The sequence below is a fragment of the Streptomyces thermospinosisporus genome (genome assembly GCF_039526425.1).
Taxonomy (GTDB): domain Bacteria; phylum Actinomycetota; class Actinomycetes; order Streptomycetales; family Streptomycetaceae; genus Streptomyces; species Streptomyces thermocarboxydovorans.
In genome coordinates, this window is the sequence record NZ_BAAAIZ010000044.1 from 1 (window position 1) to 16,811 (window position 16,811).

Here is a 16,811-nt window from a genome sequence, read left to right on the forward strand (position 1 = left end):
CGAGGCGGCACCGGCGGCACCGGCGGCTCAGGCCGCCGTCGCCACCGCCGAGGGCACCACGCAGGACGACGCCGCCGAGGCTCCTGCCAAGCCGCGCCGCCGCACCCGCCGCCCGGCGGAGACGGTCGCGGCCGAGACGACGGCCGAGGTGACCCCGGTGGCCGAGGTGAGCACGGACACGGCGGTGGCCGAGGAGCCGGAGGCTCCCGCCGCCGAGCGGCGCCGTCGCCGTGCCCGGAAGTCCACGGCCGCGGAGACCGTTGTCGGGACGGCCGAGGGCGCCACCGAGCCGACCGAGGCAACCAAGGCCACCGAGACCGCCGAAGCCGCCGAGACGAAGCCGCGTCGCACGCGGAAGAAGGCAGCGGCCGCAGAGGAGGCTGTGGCCGCGGAGGAGGCTGTGGCTGACGCCGAGGCCACGCCGCGGCGCCGCACCCGCACGGCCGCCGACACCGCACCCCTGGCCGACATCCCCGCCCAGGCCACAGCGGCGGCCGAGGAGACGGAGACCAAGCCGCGCCGCACGCGCAAGACCACCGCCAAGGCGGAGGCAAGCGCCGGCACGGCCGAGGCCACCGAAGCCAAGCCCCGCCGCACGCGCAAGAAGGCAGCGGCCGCGGAGGATGCGGCCGACGCCAAGCCGCGCCGTACCCGGAAGGCGGCCGCCGAGGCCGCGGCCGACACCGCGGAAGGCACCGAGGCCAAGCCGCGGCGCCGCACCCGCAAGGCCGCCGACACCGCACCCCTGGCCGACATCCCCGCCCAGGCCACAGCGGCGGCCGAGGAGACGGAGACCAAGCCGCGCCGCACGCGCAAGACCACCGCCAAGGCGGAGGCAAGCGCCGACACGGCCGAGGCCACCGAAGCCAAGCCCCGCCGCACGCGCAAGAAGGCAGCGGCCGCGGAGCCCACGGAGGGCTGAACGAACGCCGACGGCCCGGTTCCCCACGCGGGGGCCGGGCCGTCGGCGTGTCCGGGGCCGCCCGCTACCCTCACTGCGTGACCAGCAACCTCCACGTCCCCAGCTACGAGACCCGCCAACTGCCCACCGCACGCGGGCCGTTCGCCGTCGTCGACGTACCCGCGGCCCCCGGCGCCGGCGCGAAGGGCACCGCGCTGCTGCTGCCCGGGTACACCGGCAGCAAGGAGGACTTCACGCTGCTGCACGAACCGCTCGCCGCGCGCGGGTACCGCAGCGTCGCCGTGGACGGGCGAGGGCAGCACGAGTCGGACGGGCCGGACGACGAGTCCGCCTACGCGCTGGAGGAGCTGGCGCGGGACGTGCTCGCGCAGGTGGAGGCGCTCGGGGAACGGGTGCATCTGGTCGGGCACTCGCTCGGCGGGCTGATCGCCCGCCGCGCCGTCCTGCTGGACCACTCCCCCTTCCGCTCCCTCACCCTGATGGCCTCGGGGCCGGCGCGCATCTCCGTCTCCCAGGAGCAGCGGGTGAAGCTGCTGCGGGACGCGCTCGCGGTGATGTCGATGGAGGAGTGCTGGGAGGCGATCCTGGCGATGGGCCCGCCGGAGGAGGTCGGCGGACCCGCGCGCGGCATCGGCGGGCCCGAACTGCTGCGCCGCCGCTGGCTGCGCACCCGGCCCGCGCAGCTCCTGGCCACGGGGCGGCAGTTGTGCACGGAGCCGGACCTGGTGGACCGGCTCGCCGCCGTGCCGCTGCCGTTCCATGTGCTGTCCGGTTCACGCGACGACACCTGGCCGGTGGCGGACCTGGATGCCATGGCCGAGCGGCTGAACGCGCACCGCTCGGTCATCGAGGGTGCCGAGCACTCCCCCAACGCGGACCGGCCGGAGGCGACCGCGAAGGCTCTCGCGGACTTCTGGGACCGGATCGCGCCCTCGGCCGGCAGCTGATCCGCCCAGTACTGCTAGTACTGCTAGTACTGCTAGTTCAGTGCTGCTAGTACTGCTGGTACTGCTGGTTCAGTACTGCTAGTACTGCGCCTGCAGGTGGTCCCAGAAGCCGTCCCGCAGGGCCCGCCGCAGGTCCGCCTGGCCGCGCAGGGAGTACTGGAGCAGGCCCTCGGCCTCGACCAGGAGGTCCTGGTCGACCGAGCCGGGCAGATAGGGGTGGCCGGGGAGCAGCTCGAGGAGGGAGTCGCGGCCGCGGGCGGCGAGCCACTTCGCGGCGATCTGCGCACCGACGAACCGCACGTCGTCGCGGGTGGGCCGGCCGAGCGCGGGCTCGTAGGTGGCGGGGGTGCGCCGGGTGACGTAGGGCTTGAAGAAGTCCAGGTCGAAGGTGCGCTGGCTGTCGACCTCCCACAGCAGCGGTTCGGCCTGGTTGCGGCCCTCCGGGGCCTCGATGCCCCACAGGTGGACCCGGGCCCCGTAGCCCTGGGCGGCCTCGACCGCGGAGACCAGGTCCTCGTCGCCGCCGAGCAGGGCGGCGTCGCTGATGGCACGGTGCCGGGCGAGTGACTCCAGGTCGCTGCGGATCAGGGAGTCGACGCCCTTCTGCTGGTTGTTGGCGTTGAGGTTGCCGAGGCGGACCTTGACGTCCGGCAGTTCGGCGATGGACTGCTGCTCGGCGGTGTGGATGCGGCGCCGGGCGCCGTCGTACCAGTAGACGCGCAGCAGCCTGCTGTCGGCGAAGATGCTGCGGGCCCGGTCGATCAGCGCGTCGATGAGTCCCTCGGCGTCGAGGTCGAAGGCCCGGCGGTCCTCGGTGCCGGCCACGAGCCGCCCAGCCGCCGCGTACAGGTAGCCGGCGTCGACGAAGATCGCGTGCGTGGAGGGCGTCTTCGCCACCTCGGCGAGCATGCGTTCGAGCAGCTCGTTGGTGCGGTCGATTCGGGCGCTCAGGGCCGCGAGGTCCTCGTTCATTGCCTCCATTGTCCCGGCGGTCACGCTGCGAACACAACCGGTCCCGATCGGTCTCGTGCGAAACACTTACTGACCAGTATTTAGCGGATCGAAAATTTTCCTTAGCGTAGGGAATGTTTGCATCGCACAGTTCGTTGCACAGGTACGGAAACACTCACAAACGAGAGGAGCCCTGTGCGCTTCGAGATCATGCGACTCGACGACACCGACGGCACGCCCGTGGACACCACCATCGTAGATGCCGCGTGCGTCAACACCATCGTCCAGCAGGCCGCCGCCATCGGGCAGCGCCTGTGGATCCGCCCGGCCGAGCTGCCGACCACCTCCTGACGAGGGGCCGGCCGCCCCGGCGTCAGGCGCCCCGGATCACCTGGGTGACCCCGTTGATGATCTGCTGCACGGCGATCGCGGAGAGCATCATGCCCGCGAGGCGGGTCACCAGCACCACACCGCCGTCCTTGATGACCCGGATGATCAGCAGCGAGTAGCGCATCACCAGCCACAGCACCACATGGATGGCGACGATCGCCGACCACACCGACACCTGAGTGGCGACGGAGTCGGCCTTCTGCACGGCGAGGATCACCGAGACGATCGCGCCGGGCCCGGCCAGCAGCGGCATGCCCAGCGGCACCAGGGCGGCATTGACGTCCTTGGTCTGCTTGGGCTCGTCGGACTTGCCGGTGAGCAGGTCCAGCGCGATCAGCAGAAGCAGCAGTCCTCCCGCGATCATCAGCGCGGGCACCGAGACATGCAGGTAGTTGAGGATCCGGTGGCCCAGCAGGCCGAACACGGCGATGACCCCGCCGGCCACACAGACGGCCTGCAGGGCCATCCGCTTCTGCACCTTGCCGGGCCGGCCGGAGGTCAGGGCGAGGAAGATCGGGGTGATCCCGGGGGGATCCATGATGACAAAAAGGGTCAGGAACAGAGAGCCGAAGACGGCAGCGTCGAACATGAGTGCCTTGCTGAGGGATGAACGAGAGGTGCGGTGGACGTGAGGGCCCGGGGGCGGGGTCTCAGGCCCCGCCGGTCCCCGGCACCGGGAACGCGCCGGTCGCCCGCCGGGTGATCTCGCCGTACACCTCGGGGTCCGTCATGAACTCGCCGAGCACACAGGTCTTGCGGCTGCCGTGGTAGTCGCTGGAGCCGGTGACCAGCAGGCCCAGCTCCTTGGCGAGGCCGCGCAGCCGGGCCCGGGTGTCGGGGTCGTGGTCCATGTGGTCGACCTCGATGCCGTCCAGGCCCGCCTCGGCGAGGTCGGCGATCGCCGACTCCGGCACGGTCCGGCCCCGCTTGGTCGCGGCCGGGTGGGCGAAGACGGCGACCCCGCCCGCGTTCTTGATCAGCCGCAGCGCGTCGAAGGGGTTGGTCTCGTGCTTCTCCACGTAGGCCCGGCCGCCGTCGGCCAGCCAGTCCTGGGTGAAGGCGTCGTTGACGCTGGGCACGACCCCCAGCTCCACCATGGCGGTGGCGATGTGCGGGCGGCCGACCGACCCGTTCCCCGCGATCCGGGCGACCTGCTCCCAGGTGACGGGGACGCCCAGCGCGTTCAGCTTGGCGATCATGCTCTTGGCGCGCGGCACCCGGTCGTCCCGGACCAGCTCGCGCTCGGCGAGCAGCGCCGGCTCCTCGGGATCGAAGAGGTAGGCCAGCATGTGCATGCTGACGCCGTCGAGCCGGCAGGACAGCTCGGCTCCGGTGACCAGGGTGAGCCCGGCGGGCAGCACGGACAGCGCCTCGGCGTGCCCCCGGGTGGTGTCGTGATCGGTCAGCGCGATGACGTCGAGCCCGGCGGCGGCCGCCTTGCGGACCAGGTCGGCGGGCGTGTCCGTGCCGTCGGACGCGGTGGAGTGGGTGTGCAGATCGATACGCACGACGCAGTACTCCAAGCGGTGGACGGACGGATGAGGACGCTTCAGGATAACCGGATTTTCACCCACCTCTGTCACACCCGAACCAGGCCTGCGCCCCCTACACACCGCCTGGGGTCCGGAGTGACGCCTCTTCTCAGGTTTTCAGCAGGCGCGGCGACAGCGCCCCGCAGGGCACCAGCTCCACCTCGGCCCCGGCGTCGCGCAGATCGGTGAGCACCAGCTCGTCGTACATCAGCAGCCCCGACTGCTCGGGCCACACCACCGCCCACAGCCACATCCCGAGGGCCTCGCCGGCGAACACGGCACGGTCGTCCGGGGTCTTGGAGACATGCCAGAGCGGGGTGGGGCGGCCTGCGGCCAGCACCTTGGTCTGGGCGGGCTTCTCGACATTCAGGAACGGCCCGGGGTCCGGGCCTTCGATGCCCGCGTAGCGGGCGCCGAGTCCTACGCCGAGCTCCTCGGCCACCAGGATCAGCTCCCCCATCCCCCCGAGGGGCCCGGGCCCGGTGCAGGCGACGGCGGTGGCGCGCCCGCCGCTGCGGTCGTCGCCCGCGCTCGCCACCCCCGTGAACAGCCAGCCCACGGGCAGCGGCCAGGGCATCCACACCGGCACCTTCGTGCGGTGCACCACCACGTTGAGTGCCTCGACGCTCGGTGGCAGCACGGGCTGAAGGGGATGCACGGCGCCGTGCACATCGCACTGCCACGCATCGGAGAAGAGGCCGGGAGCCCGGACCCGGCCACCGCACTTCGGGCAACTGGGTTCGCCCCTCATAGAGCCCCACGGTCCTAGCTCTGCCGCGCCACGTCAAGGACGATCACCCGACCGGAGGGAACCGGGCAGCGAACCACACCCCGGCCCAGATAGATGCAGCTTGCATTAATTAGCCCGGCTAACTTAATGTGTGCATCTGCCATCTGTCCATGCCGCGGAATTGGAGCACTGGTGGATGCCTTCGAAACGGGGGCCTCGAGCCTCCTCAAGCAGCCGGGGGCCGTGTGGGCGACCGCCGGCGCTTCCGTCGTCGCCTTCATGGGGATCGGCCTGGTCGACCCGATCCTGCCGTCCATCGCGCAGGGCCTCGACGCCTCGGCCGGACAGGTCTCCCTGCTGTTCACCTCGTACTTCCTCATCACGGCGCTGGCCATGCTGGTGACCGGCTTCGTCTCCAGCCGGATCGGCGGCCGCAGGACCCTGCTGCTCGGCCTCGCCCTGGTGGTGGTCTTCGCCGGCCTGTCCGGCACCTCCTCCTCGGTCGGCGAACTGGTCGGCTTCCGGGCCGGCTGGGGCCTCGGCAACGCGCTGTTCGTCTCCACCGCCCTCGCGGTCATCGTCGGCGCGGCCGCCGGGGGCAGCGCGGCGGCGATCCTGCTGTACGAGTCCGCCCTCGGCCTGGGCATGGCCTGCGGCCCGCTGGCCGGCGCGCTGCTCGGCGACGCCAGCTGGCGCTACCCCTTCTTCGGCACCGCCGCGCTGATGGCGGTCGGCTTCCTGTGCATCACGGTCTTCCTGAAGGAGCAGCCCCGGCCCTCCCGCAGGACCTCGCTGCTCGCCCCGCTCCGGGCGCTCGGCCACGGCGGTCTGGCCTCGGCGGCCGTCTCGGCGTTCTTCTACAACTACACGTTCTTCACCGTGCTGGCCTTCACGCCGTTCGTGCTGGACATGTCACCGTACCGCTCCGGCGCGGTGTTCTTCGCCTGGGGCGTGCTGCTCGCGGTGTTCTCGGTGATCGTGGCGCCCCGGCTGCAGCGGCGGTTCGGCTCGCTGACCGTGCTGGGCGGCTCGCTGGTGCTGCTCGCCGCCGATGTGCTGGTGCTCGGCTACGGCGGCCACACCACCGCCGTGATCTGCACGGTGCTCTCCGGCGCCCTCATCGGCGTGAACAACACCGTCTACACCGAGCTGGCGCTGGGCGTGTCGGACGCGCCGCGGCCGGTGGCGAGCGCCGGGTACAACTTCGTGCGCTGGTTCGCGGCGGCCGCCGCGCCCTGCTTCGCGCCCCGGATCGAGGAGTGGACCGATGGGCACATCCCGTTCGTGGTGGCAGCGGTCACCGCGGTGCTGGGCGCGCTGGTGGTCCTCCTGCGGCGCGGGGCGCTCACCCTCCAGGCGGAGCACCCGCAGCCGCGCCGGGCCACCGAGGACGGGGTCGCGGTGCTCACCAACTGAGCCTTGCGCGGCCGGAGTTGGTGAGTTTGCTCACGCCGGCTCAGTCCAGCGCGACGGACCTGCGGGCCGGATCCCGCAGATCCGTCCCGCTGCTCAGCCAGCGTTCCTGAAGGGCCTGGGCTCCGTGCACCCGCTTCCAGGCGGCCTCGTTCGGAGTCATCGGGAGCAGCGGCAGGAACCGCACGGGGTCGAGCGGCTCGTCGAGCTCCAGGTCCTCCACCAGACCGCCCGGCTCGGCCACCAGCACCGAGGTGAACGGGGCGCCAGGCCACAGCGGTTCCCCGACGTCGAGCGAGGCGCCGGGCGCCACCACCACGCCCTCGACCTGCGGAGAGGCGGCGAGCACGGCGAGCGGACGCAGCACCTTGTCGGTGTCCGCGATCCCGGCGCGCACCGACAGCAGCAGCTCGGCGCGCGGCCCCTTCACCGGGTCGGCGACCACCGCGGTGGGGTCGGTCATGGGGTGCGCGGACATGCCGAGCGTGGCGTAGCGGACGATGTCCCCCTCGCTGAAACGGAGCACCTCGATGCGGTCCGTGCCGAGGAAGGTGACCGCCGCGCGCGCGTCCGGTTCGCCCAGCGCCGTACGCAGCCGGGCTTCGACCAGAGGAAGAACATCAGCCATGCGGCGAGCATAGAACTCGTCAGCTACGGGCAAAGCGGCGCCTTGACACACCGGTCGGCTGATACTCTTGGTCGGTCGGGGCAGCACGCAGAAGCGTCGCGGATTCGAGCCCCGACGCCTGTGCGACTCTCCCCGTCTGAAGGGGAATCCCCCCAGGGGATGTGTGGATCGTCCCTCACGAGGGACCGGCCGGAGGAGGTGAGGCTGACATGGACCGAAGTCGACCGTGCAGTATCACCCGCTCTTCCGGCGACGCCTGATGTAGCCGTTTCCTTCCTGGCTGCCACCCCTCGCATGCGCGTTCTTCAACGGAAGAGCACTTCGTTTCGTTCTGTCTGATCTGCCCCAAGCTGTATCAGCGACGAAGCTCGCCGCCGCGACGGTGCGGTGCTCCCCGCTTTGTGGACGTGCCAAACATCCGCAGTTCACGGACGTCCTCATTCCGGGTTGTTCCAGCCGTCGTACTGGCGCGCCTTTCGTTGCCCCGTCTGCGAAGGAGACCGCCATGTCGATGATTCGCGACCTGCGCGCCGTGGTCCGCCCCTCCCGTGTCTCGCTGCGCAAGGACAGCGCCCCCTACGAGACTCCGTGCGAGCGGGCCCGGGCGACCGCCGTCGTCGACTGCGCCGTCTACCGGGACGGGCGGCGGGTGGCGACCGAGGGACCGCTCACCCCGCAGGAGGCGATGCGCCTGGTCCGCCGCGACGGCGGCTTCGTGTGGATCGGCCTGCACGAGCCGTCCGAGGACGAATTCGCCGGAGTGGCCCGCGAGTTCGGGCTGCACCCGCTGGCCGTCGAGGACGCCGTCCGGGCCCACCAGCGGCCCAAGCTGGAGCGCTACGACGACTCGCTGTTCACGGTCTTCAAGACCGTCCACTACGTCGAGCACGACCGGCTCACCTCCAGCAGCGAGGTCGTCGCCACCGGCGAGGTGATGTGCTTCACCGGCCGGGACTTCTTCATCACCGTGCGGCACGGCGGCCAGGGCTCGCTGCGCGCCCTGCGGCACCGCCTCCAGGACAACCCCGAGCTGCTGGCCAAGGGCCCCTCCGCGGTGCTGCACGCCATCGCCGACCACGTCGTCGACGGCTACATCGCGGTCGCCGACGCGGTGCAGGACGACATCGACGAGGTCGAGACCGAGGTGTTCTCGCCCGGCCGCAAGGGCACCCCGCGCGGCACCGACGCCGGGCGGATCTACCAGCTCAAGCGCGAGGTGCTGGAGTTCAAGCGGGCGGTGGCGCCGCTGCTGCGGCCGATGCAGCTGCTCAGCGAGCGGCCCATGCGGCTGATCGACCCGGAGATCCAGAAGTACTTCCGGGACGTCGCCGACCACGTGGCCCGGGTGCAGGAGCAGGTCATGGGCTTCGACGAGCTGCTCAACTCCATCCTTCAGGCCAATCTCGCCCAGGCGTCCGTGGCGCAGAACGAGGACATGCGCAAGATCACCTCCTGGGCGGCGATCATCGCCGTGCCGACCATGGTCTGCGGGGTGTACGGCATGAACTTCGACCACATGCCGGAGCTGCACTGGCGGTACGGCTACCCGATGGTGCTGACGATCATCGTCGGCATCTGCCTCGGCATCCACCGCACGCTCAAGCGCAACGGCTGGCTGTGAACGCCCGCTCGATAGGCTGAGCGCATGACGAGCGAGCTGCTGGAGCGGGCCCTCATCGAGGAGGCCACCAAGAAGTCCGGCCTGGTCTGGGTGCGGGCCGCCGGGGCTCCCGCCGCCCGTGCGCTGTGGCACGTGTGGCACGAGGGCGCCGCCTGTGTCGTCGGCGACGGCCCTGGGGAGCAGCCGCTGCCGGGGCTCGTGGACGGTGGCACGGCCGAGGTGACGGTGCGCAGCAAGGACAAGGGCGGCCGGCTGATCTCCTGGACCGCGAAGGTGGTCGAGCTGCCCGCCGGTGGCGAGGAGTGGGCGGCGGCGGTCGCCGAGCTCAAGGGCAAGCGGCTGAACGCGCCCGACGGCGAGGCGATGCCCGAGCGCTGGGCCCGCGAGTGCAGGGTGCTGCGCCTGGAGCCCACCGGAGAGACCGCGCCGCTGCCCGACGCTTCCCTGGCCGAGCCCCCGCTGCCCTCCCCTGCGATTACCCGCCGGCCGATCCCGGCGGCCCTGCCGAAGCTGCTGGCCCGGAGGAAGCGCAAGCGCGGCTAGGGTCTGCCGGGCCCACCCGGCGCTGGTACCGGCCGGGAGCAGGTGTCGCTTACCGGCGCTGGCAGGGTGCCGCTGCGCCCACCCTCCCCCACTCTCGACTTCGCTCGAGCGGGGGGACCCCATCGCCCGCAGCGGCACGACTGCCCGCAGCTGGGGCGCGACGGGTTTCTCAGGAGCTGGGGAGCTGTTTGCCGTAGTCCAGGGTTTCGTCCTTGGTGGGCTTCTTGAGGGGGAAGTCGGCGCCCCAGGACGAGAAGGTGAGGACGCCGGCCTTGCCGGCGCGGACCAGGCGCAGCGGGAACGGCTGGCCCTCGAGGGAGACGTCGAGGGTGCCGCCGGAGCCGTCGTCGCCGGTGATCCGGATGGTGCGCACGCCCGCCTGCTCGTGGTGGCCGTCCGTGGCCAGCTTGCCGTGCAGGGTCAGCAGCCCGCCGAGCAGCACGTCCTTGTCGGTGAAGCCGCTGAACTTCTTGTACGAGGGATCGCCCTTCGGCACCTTCACGTACTTCTCGGCGAGCTTCGCGGCCGCCGCGGCGTCCGCCTTGGTGCCGCCGCCGTCCTCGCCCTTGCCGTCCTGGCCCCAGAACTCGGCGCCGGCCTTCAGGAACAGCTCGTCCCCCACCCGCAGCAGGCGGAACGTCTCGCCCTCGGTGGTGACCGACCCGATCCCGCCCTCGGACTTCACCCGCATGTCGACCCTGTAGGTGCGGCCCTTGGTGACCACGGTGCCGTGCAGCCGGACCGTGTCGACCGACGCGGCGGCCTTCTGGGTGCGGCTCTGGATCTCCTCGGGGGACAGCTTGCCGACGCCGTTGGTACCCTCGTTCGGATCCTCGGAGCACCCCGTGAGCCCCGTCCCCGCCACCAGCAGTACACAGACGGCGAGCGCCGGCGCGGCCCAGCGCGGACGGCCCTGGGAGATCGGAATCACAGGTGCGGCTGCCTCTCTGACGGGGACCTGAACGGCGTACCGCAGAGTACCGGGGGCACACGAGGCGGACGGAGCCAGTCCGTACGGACCGGCCGCCTGAGCACGGCCGATCAGGACGGGCTAGCCTGAAGCCCACCCGAGCGGGCAATTCGTATAAGCCGACGCACCAGGCAGTCCCCGTAACGAACACCCCGCATGAAAAGGAGACGCGGCCATGGCAGCGGGCGCCCCGCGGTTCTTCGTCTCGCACCTGTCCGGTGCCGCGGTCTTCGACCCGAACGGCGACCAGGTGGGGCGGGTGCGCGATCTGGTCGTCATGCTGCGGGTCGCCCAGCGGCCGCCGAGGCTGCTGGGGCTGGTCGTCGAACTCGCCACCCGGCGGCGCATCTTCCTGCCCATGACCCGGGTGACGGCCGTGCAGGCGGGACAGGTCATCACCACCGGTGTGCTCAATGTGCGGCGCTTCGAGCAGCGGCCCACCGAGCGGCTGGTCTTCGGCGAGCTGCTGGACCGGAGGGTGAAACTGGTGGAGACGGGCGAGGAGGTCACCGTCCTCGACCTGTCGGTGCATCAGCTGCCCGCCCGCCGGGAATGGGAGATCGACCGGGTCTTCGTGCGCAAGGGCAAGAAGGGCGGGGCCTTCCGGCGCAGCAAGGGCGAGACGCTGACCGTCGAGTGGTCGGCCGTCACCGGCTTCACGCTGGAGGAGGAAGGGCAGGGCGCCGAGAACCTGCTCGCCACCTTCGAGCAGCTGCGCCCCGCCGACCTCGCCAATGTGCTGCACCACCTCTCCCCCAAACGGCGGGCCGAGGTCGCCGCCGCCCTGGACGACGACCGGCTGGCCGACGTGCTGGAGGAGCTGCCGGAAGACGACCAGATCGAGATCTTCATGAAGCTGGCCGAGGAACGCGCCGCCGACGTGCTCGGCGCCATGGACCCCGACGACGCCGCCGACCTGCTCGCCGAGCTGCCCGAGGACGACAAGGAACGCATGCTGAGCCTGATGCGGCCGGGCGACGCCGCCGACATGCGGCGCCTGATGTCGTACGAGGAGCGCACCGCGGGCGGCCTGATGACGACCGAGCCGATCATCCTGCGGCCCGACGCGACCGTCGCCGAGGCCCTCGCCCGGATCCGCAACCCGGACCTGTCCCCGGCGCTCGCCGCCCAGGTGTACGTCTGCCGCCCGCCCGACGAGACGCCCACCGGCAAGTACCTCGGCACGGTGCACTTCCAGCGCATGCTGCGCGACCCCCCGTACACCCTGGTCGGCTCGATGCTGGACGACGACCTGCAGCCGCTGGAGCCCGATGCGGCGCTGCCCGTCATCGCCGGGTTCTTCGCGACCTATGACATGGTGGCGGCGCCCGTGGTCGACGAGGCGGGCTCGCTGCTGGGGGCGGTGACCGTGGACGACTTGCTGGACCACATGCTGCCCGAGGACTGGCGGGAGACCGAGTTCCACCTCGGCAAGGGGGTGGTCCCGGATGACGCCTGAGCGCGACGGCCTGCGCATGCGGCTGCCGTCGGGCGCCACCGCCGCCGGGCGGCCCCGGACGCCCCGGCTGGACCAGCCGCGCCCGCCGCGCCGGCGGATCCTGCCCGAGTGGGACCCGGAGGCCTTCGGGCGGATGTCGGAGCGCATCGCCCGCTTCATCGGCACCGGGCGGTTCCTGGTCTGGATGACGGTCACGATCGTCGTCTGGATCGTGTGGAACACGCTGCTGCCCGAGTCGGTGCGGTTCGACGAGTACCCGTTCATCTTCCTGACGCTGGCCCTGTCCCTGCAGGCGTCCTACGCGGCGCCGCTGATCCTGCTCGCGCAGAACCGGCAGGACGACCGCGACCGGGTCAATCTGGAGCAGGACCGCAAGCGCAACGAGCGCTCCATCGCGGACACCGAGTACCTGACGCGGGAGGTCGCCGCCCTGCGGATCGGGCTCGGCGAGGTGGCCACGCGTGACTGGATCCGCTCGGAGCTGCAGGACCTGGTCAAGGAACTTGAGCTGCGGCAGAACGGGCACCGGGAGCACAGCGGGGCACTTCCGGCGATGCGCGCACAACGGCCTCCGGGACGTGACGCAGGCGACCACTGACGGGCTTACCGGCCGGTGTACCCGGCGCCGTACCATCGTTCGTATGGCTACGGAAGACGCGGTGCGCGAGGCACTGGCGACGGTGAACGACCCCGAGATCAACCGGCCCATCACCGAGCTCGGGATGGTGAAATCGGTGGAGATCGGCGCCGACGGAGCGGTCGCGGTCACCGTGTACCTGACGGTGTCGGGCTGCCCGATGCGCGAGACCATCACCCAGCGCGTGAAGGATGCGGTCTCCAGGGTCGAGGGCGTCACCCGTGTCGACGTCACGCTGGACGTGATGAGCGACGAGCAGCGCAAGGAGCTGGCCAGCGCGCTGCGCGGCGGCCAGACCGAGCGCGAGGTCCCGTTCGCCAAGCCCGGCAGCCTCACCCGTGTCTACGCGGTCGCCTCCGGCAAGGGCGGCGTCGGCAAGTCCTCGGTGACGGTGAACCTGGCGGCGGCGATGGCGGCCGACGGGCTGAAGGTCGGTGTCGTGGACGCCGACATCTACGGCCACAGCGTGCCGCGCATGCTGGGCGCGGACGGCCGTCCCACGCAGGTCGAGAACATGATCATGCCGCCTTCGGCCAACGGGGTGAAGGTCATCTCCATCGGCATGTTCACCCCGGGCAACGCCCCGGTGGTCTGGCGCGGCCCCATGCTGCACCGCGCGCTGCAGCAGTTCCTGGCGGACGTCTACTGGGGCGATCTGGACGTGCTGCTGCTGGACCTGCCGCCCGGCACCGGTGACATCGCGATCTCGGTGGCGCAGCTGGTCCCGAACGCCGAGATCCTGGTGGTGACGACCCCGCAGCAGGCGGCGGCCGAGGTGGCCGAGCGGGCGGGCTCCATCGCCGTACAGACCCACCAGAAGATCGTCGGCGTGGTCGAGAACATGTCCGGCCTGCCCTGCCCGCACTGCGGCGAGATGGTCGACGTCTTCGGCACGGGCGGCGGCCAGCTGGTCGCCGACGGCCTGACCCGCACCACCGGCACCAATGTCCCGGTCCTCGGCAGCATCCCCATCGACGTCCGCCTGCGCGAGGGCGGCGACGAGGGCAAGCCGGTGGTCCTCACCGACCCGGACTCCCCGGCGGGCGCGGCCCTGCGCTCGATCGCGGGCAAGCTGGGCGGCCGGCAGCGCGGCCTGTCGGGCATGTCACTGGGGATCACCCCGCGCAACAAGTTCTGAGCGGGCCCGCCGCTCTCCACCAGTCCTCGGGAGCATGCGAAGGGGCGCCGGTCACCGGCCGGCGCCCCTCGCTGTGCCCTCGTGCGTACGTGGCTCAGGTGTAGGCGGCGATGTCCTTCACCGCGGCGAAACCCAGCCCGTAGGCGCTCATCCCGCGCCCGTACGCCCCGACGTGCACGCCCGCCTGGGTCGACCCGGCCAGCACCCACCCGAACTCGGACTCCCGGTAGTGGAACGGTGTGGGCACCCCGTCCACGGGGAGGGTCAGCGTCGACCACTGCTCCCCGGACAGATCGTCGGCCAGCGCCCACGCCGTCTCCGTCTGCTGCTCCAGCCAGTCGTCGCGCAGGGAGTGGTCCATCTGCCCCGGCCAGGTGAAGGACAGCAGCCCCACACCCGCCAGCCAGGCCGCGGAGGACACCGAGGTGGCCTCCAGCAGGCCCGTGCCGTCGGCGCTGCGCCGCACCGGGTTGGCCGCCACGGTCACCACGACCGCGAACTTCTCCTTGACGTCCTGGCCGGACGCGGCGGCGTGCTCGTTGCGCACCGTCGGCTCGTCGCCGTGCCCGAGGGACCCGTGCTCGACGGCCCCGTCGGCGGCCGTGCCGACCTGCATCAGCCAGCGGGGCCCGGTGAACGCCTCGTCCAGGCCGTACCAGGGAAAGGGCGCCCGCAGGTAGTCGTCGACCGCACGCCGGGCGGGGTGGACCTGCGGTCCGTCCTCTGCGGCCGGCGCCTGCGCGACTGCCCGACTCGTCGTCTCCATGATCCCGGACGCCTCCTCGCTCTCGTCGGACCGGGCGGCCCGCCCCCCTACGGGCGTACTCGTCCGATCCGCACAACAACTCGGCAGCATAACCACCCTGTCGGCACGCGGCCGGAAAGCGCCCGGCGCGTGGGCCGTCCGGACGCCCGGATCAGGCCGTGCGGGGGCACATCGGAGTATGAAACGCGTCACGTACGCGGGGGCGTGCGCCCCGCGCGGGCGCAGGTCGGAGCGCGGCCTGCTCGCGCGCCGGACGGCGGGCGACGGGGATCAGGTGGCGTCCGCGTCGAACGGCGGGCGGCAGGGATCAAGTGGCGTCCGCGTCGAACGGCGGGCGGCAGGGATCAGGTGGCGTCCGCGTCGAACGGCGGGCGGTCGTCGGCAGGTCGCTTGGTCATGTCGACCCGGCCGCCGGAGGAGGACGCGGCGGCGGACGGGGCGGACCCGGTGTCGGAGTCGCGTCCGTGGACGGCGTCCGTGACCTCGGCCATCTCCTTCTTCAGGTCGAAGCCGTTGCGGATCTCCTTCAGCCCCAGGTCGTCGTTCTCCAGCTGCTTGCGGATGAACGTCTTGGGGTTGAGGTCCTCGAACTCGAAGTCCTTGAACTCGGGGCCCAGCTCCTGCCGGATGTCCTGCTTGGCGCTCTCCGAGAAGTCGCGGATCTTCCGGATGGTGCGTGCCACGTCCTGGATGACCTTGGGCAGCTTGTCGGGTCCGAAGACGAGCACGGCGAGGATGACGAGCGTGACCAGCTCGAGCGGTCCTATGTCGTTGAACACTGCAAGCTCCTCGCGATCCCATCGGGCCGGGTCCACGGTACCCGGCCATCCGGTACGACCGGTACTGCACCGGACCCCTGCATCTCAGTCGCCGTCGGAGGAGCCGAGCACCAGCGAGACGGTGCGCTCCTCGCCGTCCCGTTCCAGGGTGAGCTCCAGCCGGTCGCCGGGACGGTGCGCCCGGGTCTTGACGATGAGTTCCTCACCCGAGTGCACGGGCCGGCCGTCGACCTTGGTGATGACGTCGCCGGGCTTGATCCCGGCCTTGTCGCCGGGGCCGCCGGAGACCACCGGCGGACCACCGTCGCTGCCCTTGGTGCCCACGCGGGCGCCGTCGCCGGTGTACTGCATGTCGAGGGTGATGCCGATGACCGGGTGGGTCGCCTTGCCGGTGTTGATCAGTTCCTCGGCGACGCGCTTGCCCTGGTTGATGGGGATGGCGAAGCCGAGGCCTATGGAGCCGGCCTGGCCGTCGGAGTCGCCGCCGGCGGAACGGATGGCCGAGTTGATGCCGATCACGCGGGCGTCGGCGTCCAGCAGCGGGCCGCCCGAGTTGCCGGGGTTGATCGGGGCGTCGGTCTGCAGTGCGTCGACGTAGGACACGTCGCTGCCGTCACCCTTCTCGCCGCCCGCGGTGATGGGCCGCTCCTTGGCGCTGATGATGCCGGAGGTGACCGTCCCGGCGAGGTCGAAGGGGGCGCCGATGGCGACCACCGGGTCGCCGACCTTCACGTTGTCGGAGTTGCCCAGGGGCAGGGGCTCGAGCCCCTTGACGCCCTTGACCTTCACGACGGCCAGGTCGTAGCCGCTGTCCCGGCCGACGACGGTGGCCTCGGCGGTGTCGCCGCTGTGGAAGGTCACGGTGATCTCACCGTCGTCCCCGGCGGGCTCCACCACGTGGTCGTTGGTCAGGATGTGCCCGCGGGTGTCGAGCACGAAGCCGGTACCCGTCCCGGCCTCCCCGCCGCCGCTGACGTGCAGGGTGACGACACCGGGCAGCGCCCGCTCCGCGATACCGGCGACGCTGTCGGGATCCCGCTCGACGTCCTCCTTCGCGGCCTGCGGCAGCTCCACCGCGCCCACCCCGCCGTTGCGTTCGAGGTACGCGCCGACGAACCCTCCGGCCAGCCCGCACAGCAGCGCGAAGACCAGCAGGAAGCCGATCAGGAACCTCGCCCGCCGCTTGCGCCGCCGCTGCTCCGTCTCGACCGGCTCACCGTGCAGCTGCAGCGGGGCGGCCGCAGCGGCAGCGGCCCAGGGGTCGTAGCGCCGCCAGGGATCGGGGGCGGCGGATCCGGCGGTGCCGGGTGCGCCGGGTGCGCCCGCAGGCTGCCCGGCGCCCCCGGGCGCGCCCGGGGGCGCGGCGGCGCCAGCGGCCTGCGCGG

At 71.8% G+C, this 16,811-nt stretch carries 17 protein-coding genes and 1 pseudogene; 9 read left to right on the top strand and 9 right to left on the bottom strand.

The genetic code is table 11. The features are described 5' to 3' along the window. Positions 1 to 922 (top strand): annotated as a pseudogene (locus ABD207_RS16760) (DEAD/DEAH box helicase); the annotation flags it as partial. Between the two features lie 77 nt (positions 923 to 999). Then, on the top strand, positions 1,000 to 1,869 hold the full coding sequence (locus tag ABD207_RS16765) for an alpha/beta fold hydrolase (RefSeq protein ID WP_344013808.1): 870 nt from the start codon (positions 1,000 to 1,002) through the stop codon (positions 1,867 to 1,869). A 78-nt stretch (positions 1,870 to 1,947) separates the two neighbouring features. On the opposite strand, the gene ABD207_RS16770 is transcribed toward ABD207_RS16765, so the two are convergent. After that, entirely contained in the window at positions 1,948 to 2,841 is an 894-nt protein-coding gene (locus tag ABD207_RS16770; protein ID WP_344013810.1) for an NYN domain-containing protein, read from the bottom strand. Positions 2,842 to 3,015: 174 nt separating this feature from the next. On the opposite strand from ABD207_RS16770, the gene ABD207_RS16775 reads away from it, so the two are divergent. After that, a complete protein-coding gene (locus ABD207_RS16775) occupies positions 3,016 to 3,171 on the top strand; it encodes a hypothetical protein (protein ID WP_344013811.1) in 156 nt (51 codons plus the stop codon). Between the two features lie 22 nt (positions 3,172 to 3,193). Here ABD207_RS16775 and ABD207_RS16780 read toward each other — a convergent pair whose 3' ends face one another. The 3 genes from ABD207_RS16780 to ABD207_RS16790 all read right to left on the bottom strand — a co-directional run bounded on the left by ABD207_RS16780 (position 3,194) and on the right by ABD207_RS16790 (position 5,493). Then, positions 3,194 to 3,799, bottom strand: a complete 606-nt coding sequence (locus ABD207_RS16780; protein WP_344013812.1) for a MarC family protein — start codon at positions 3,797 to 3,799, stop codon at positions 3,194 to 3,196. A 61-nt stretch (positions 3,800 to 3,860) separates the two neighbouring features. Continuing rightward, entirely contained in the window at positions 3,861 to 4,718 is an 858-nt protein-coding gene (locus ABD207_RS16785; RefSeq protein WP_344013814.1) for a PHP domain-containing protein, read from the bottom strand. Positions 4,719 to 4,851: 133 nt separating this feature from the next. Further along, a complete protein-coding gene (locus tag ABD207_RS16790) occupies positions 4,852 to 5,493 on the bottom strand; it encodes a DUF6758 family protein (protein ID WP_344013815.1) in 642 nt (213 codons plus the stop codon). Positions 5,494 to 5,619: 126 nt separating this feature from the next. Here ABD207_RS16790 and ABD207_RS16795 point away from each other — a divergent pair, with 126 nt between their 5' ends. Next, positions 5,620 to 6,888 carry an MFS transporter gene (locus tag ABD207_RS16795; RefSeq protein WP_425580736.1) on the top strand — a complete coding sequence of 423 codons (1,269 nt, stop codon included), beginning with the start codon at positions 5,620 to 5,622 and terminating at the stop codon, positions 6,886 to 6,888. Between the two features lie 40 nt (positions 6,889 to 6,928). On the opposite strand, the gene ABD207_RS16800 is transcribed toward ABD207_RS16795, so the two are convergent. Beyond that, a complete protein-coding gene (locus tag ABD207_RS16800; RefSeq protein WP_344013819.1) occupies positions 6,929 to 7,513 on the bottom strand; it encodes a suppressor of fused domain protein in 585 nt (194 codons plus the stop codon). 505 nt (positions 7,514 to 8,018) lie between these two features. Between ABD207_RS16800 and ABD207_RS16805 the strand changes: the two genes are divergently transcribed. Then, the gene (locus ABD207_RS16805; RefSeq protein ID WP_344013821.1) at positions 8,019 to 9,134 is read left to right on the top strand and encodes a magnesium and cobalt transport protein CorA; all 1,116 of its coding nucleotides are present in this window, start codon (positions 8,019 to 8,021) and stop codon (positions 9,132 to 9,134) included. A gap of 24 nt (positions 9,135 to 9,158) precedes the next feature. Beyond that, positions 9,159 to 9,677: a hypothetical protein gene (locus ABD207_RS16810; RefSeq protein ID WP_344013822.1), complete on the top strand. Its 519-nt coding sequence runs from the start codon at positions 9,159 to 9,161 to the stop codon at positions 9,675 to 9,677. 169 nt (positions 9,678 to 9,846) lie between these two features. Here ABD207_RS16810 and ABD207_RS16815 read toward each other — a convergent pair whose 3' ends face one another. Continuing rightward, on the bottom strand, positions 9,847 to 10,608 hold the full coding sequence (locus ABD207_RS16815) for a hypothetical protein (RefSeq protein WP_344013824.1): 762 nt from the start codon (positions 10,606 to 10,608) through the stop codon (positions 9,847 to 9,849). 214 nt (positions 10,609 to 10,822) lie between these two features. On the opposite strand from ABD207_RS16815, the gene ABD207_RS16820 reads away from it, so the two are divergent. From ABD207_RS16820 to ABD207_RS16830, 3 genes are read left to right on the top strand one after another with little or no spacing between them, the layout of a single operon-like run. Continuing rightward, positions 10,823 to 12,106 (top strand): magnesium transporter MgtE N-terminal domain-containing protein, encoded by a 1,284-nt coding sequence (locus ABD207_RS16820; RefSeq protein ID WP_344013826.1) that lies wholly within the window; start codon positions 10,823 to 10,825, stop codon positions 12,104 to 12,106. Further along, positions 12,096 to 12,704: a DUF1003 domain-containing protein gene (locus tag ABD207_RS16825; RefSeq protein WP_344013829.1), complete on the top strand. Its 609-nt coding sequence runs from the start codon at positions 12,096 to 12,098 to the stop codon at positions 12,702 to 12,704. Before ABD207_RS16820 ends, ABD207_RS16825 begins: the two co-directional genes overlap by 11 nt. Positions 12,705 to 12,747: 43 nt before the next feature. Continuing rightward, positions 12,748 to 13,881 (top strand): Mrp/NBP35 family ATP-binding protein, encoded by a 1,134-nt coding sequence (locus tag ABD207_RS16830; protein WP_344013830.1) that lies wholly within the window; start codon positions 12,748 to 12,750, stop codon positions 13,879 to 13,881. Between the two features lie 94 nt (positions 13,882 to 13,975). On the opposite strand, the gene ABD207_RS16835 is transcribed toward ABD207_RS16830, so the two are convergent. The 3 genes from ABD207_RS16835 to ABD207_RS16845 form a co-directional block, all read right to left on the bottom strand. Continuing rightward, entirely contained in the window at positions 13,976 to 14,647 is a 672-nt protein-coding gene (locus ABD207_RS16835) for a hypothetical protein (protein ID WP_344013831.1), read from the bottom strand. Positions 14,648 to 14,991: 344 nt separating this feature from the next. Continuing rightward, on the bottom strand, positions 14,992 to 15,426 hold the full coding sequence (locus tag ABD207_RS16840) for a sec-independent translocase (protein WP_344013833.1): 435 nt from the start codon (positions 15,424 to 15,426) through the stop codon (positions 14,992 to 14,994). An 84-nt stretch (positions 15,427 to 15,510) separates the two neighbouring features. After that, on the bottom strand, positions 15,511 to 16,811 hold a 1,301-nt coding region (locus tag ABD207_RS16845), incomplete at its 5' end, for a S1C family serine protease (RefSeq protein WP_344013835.1).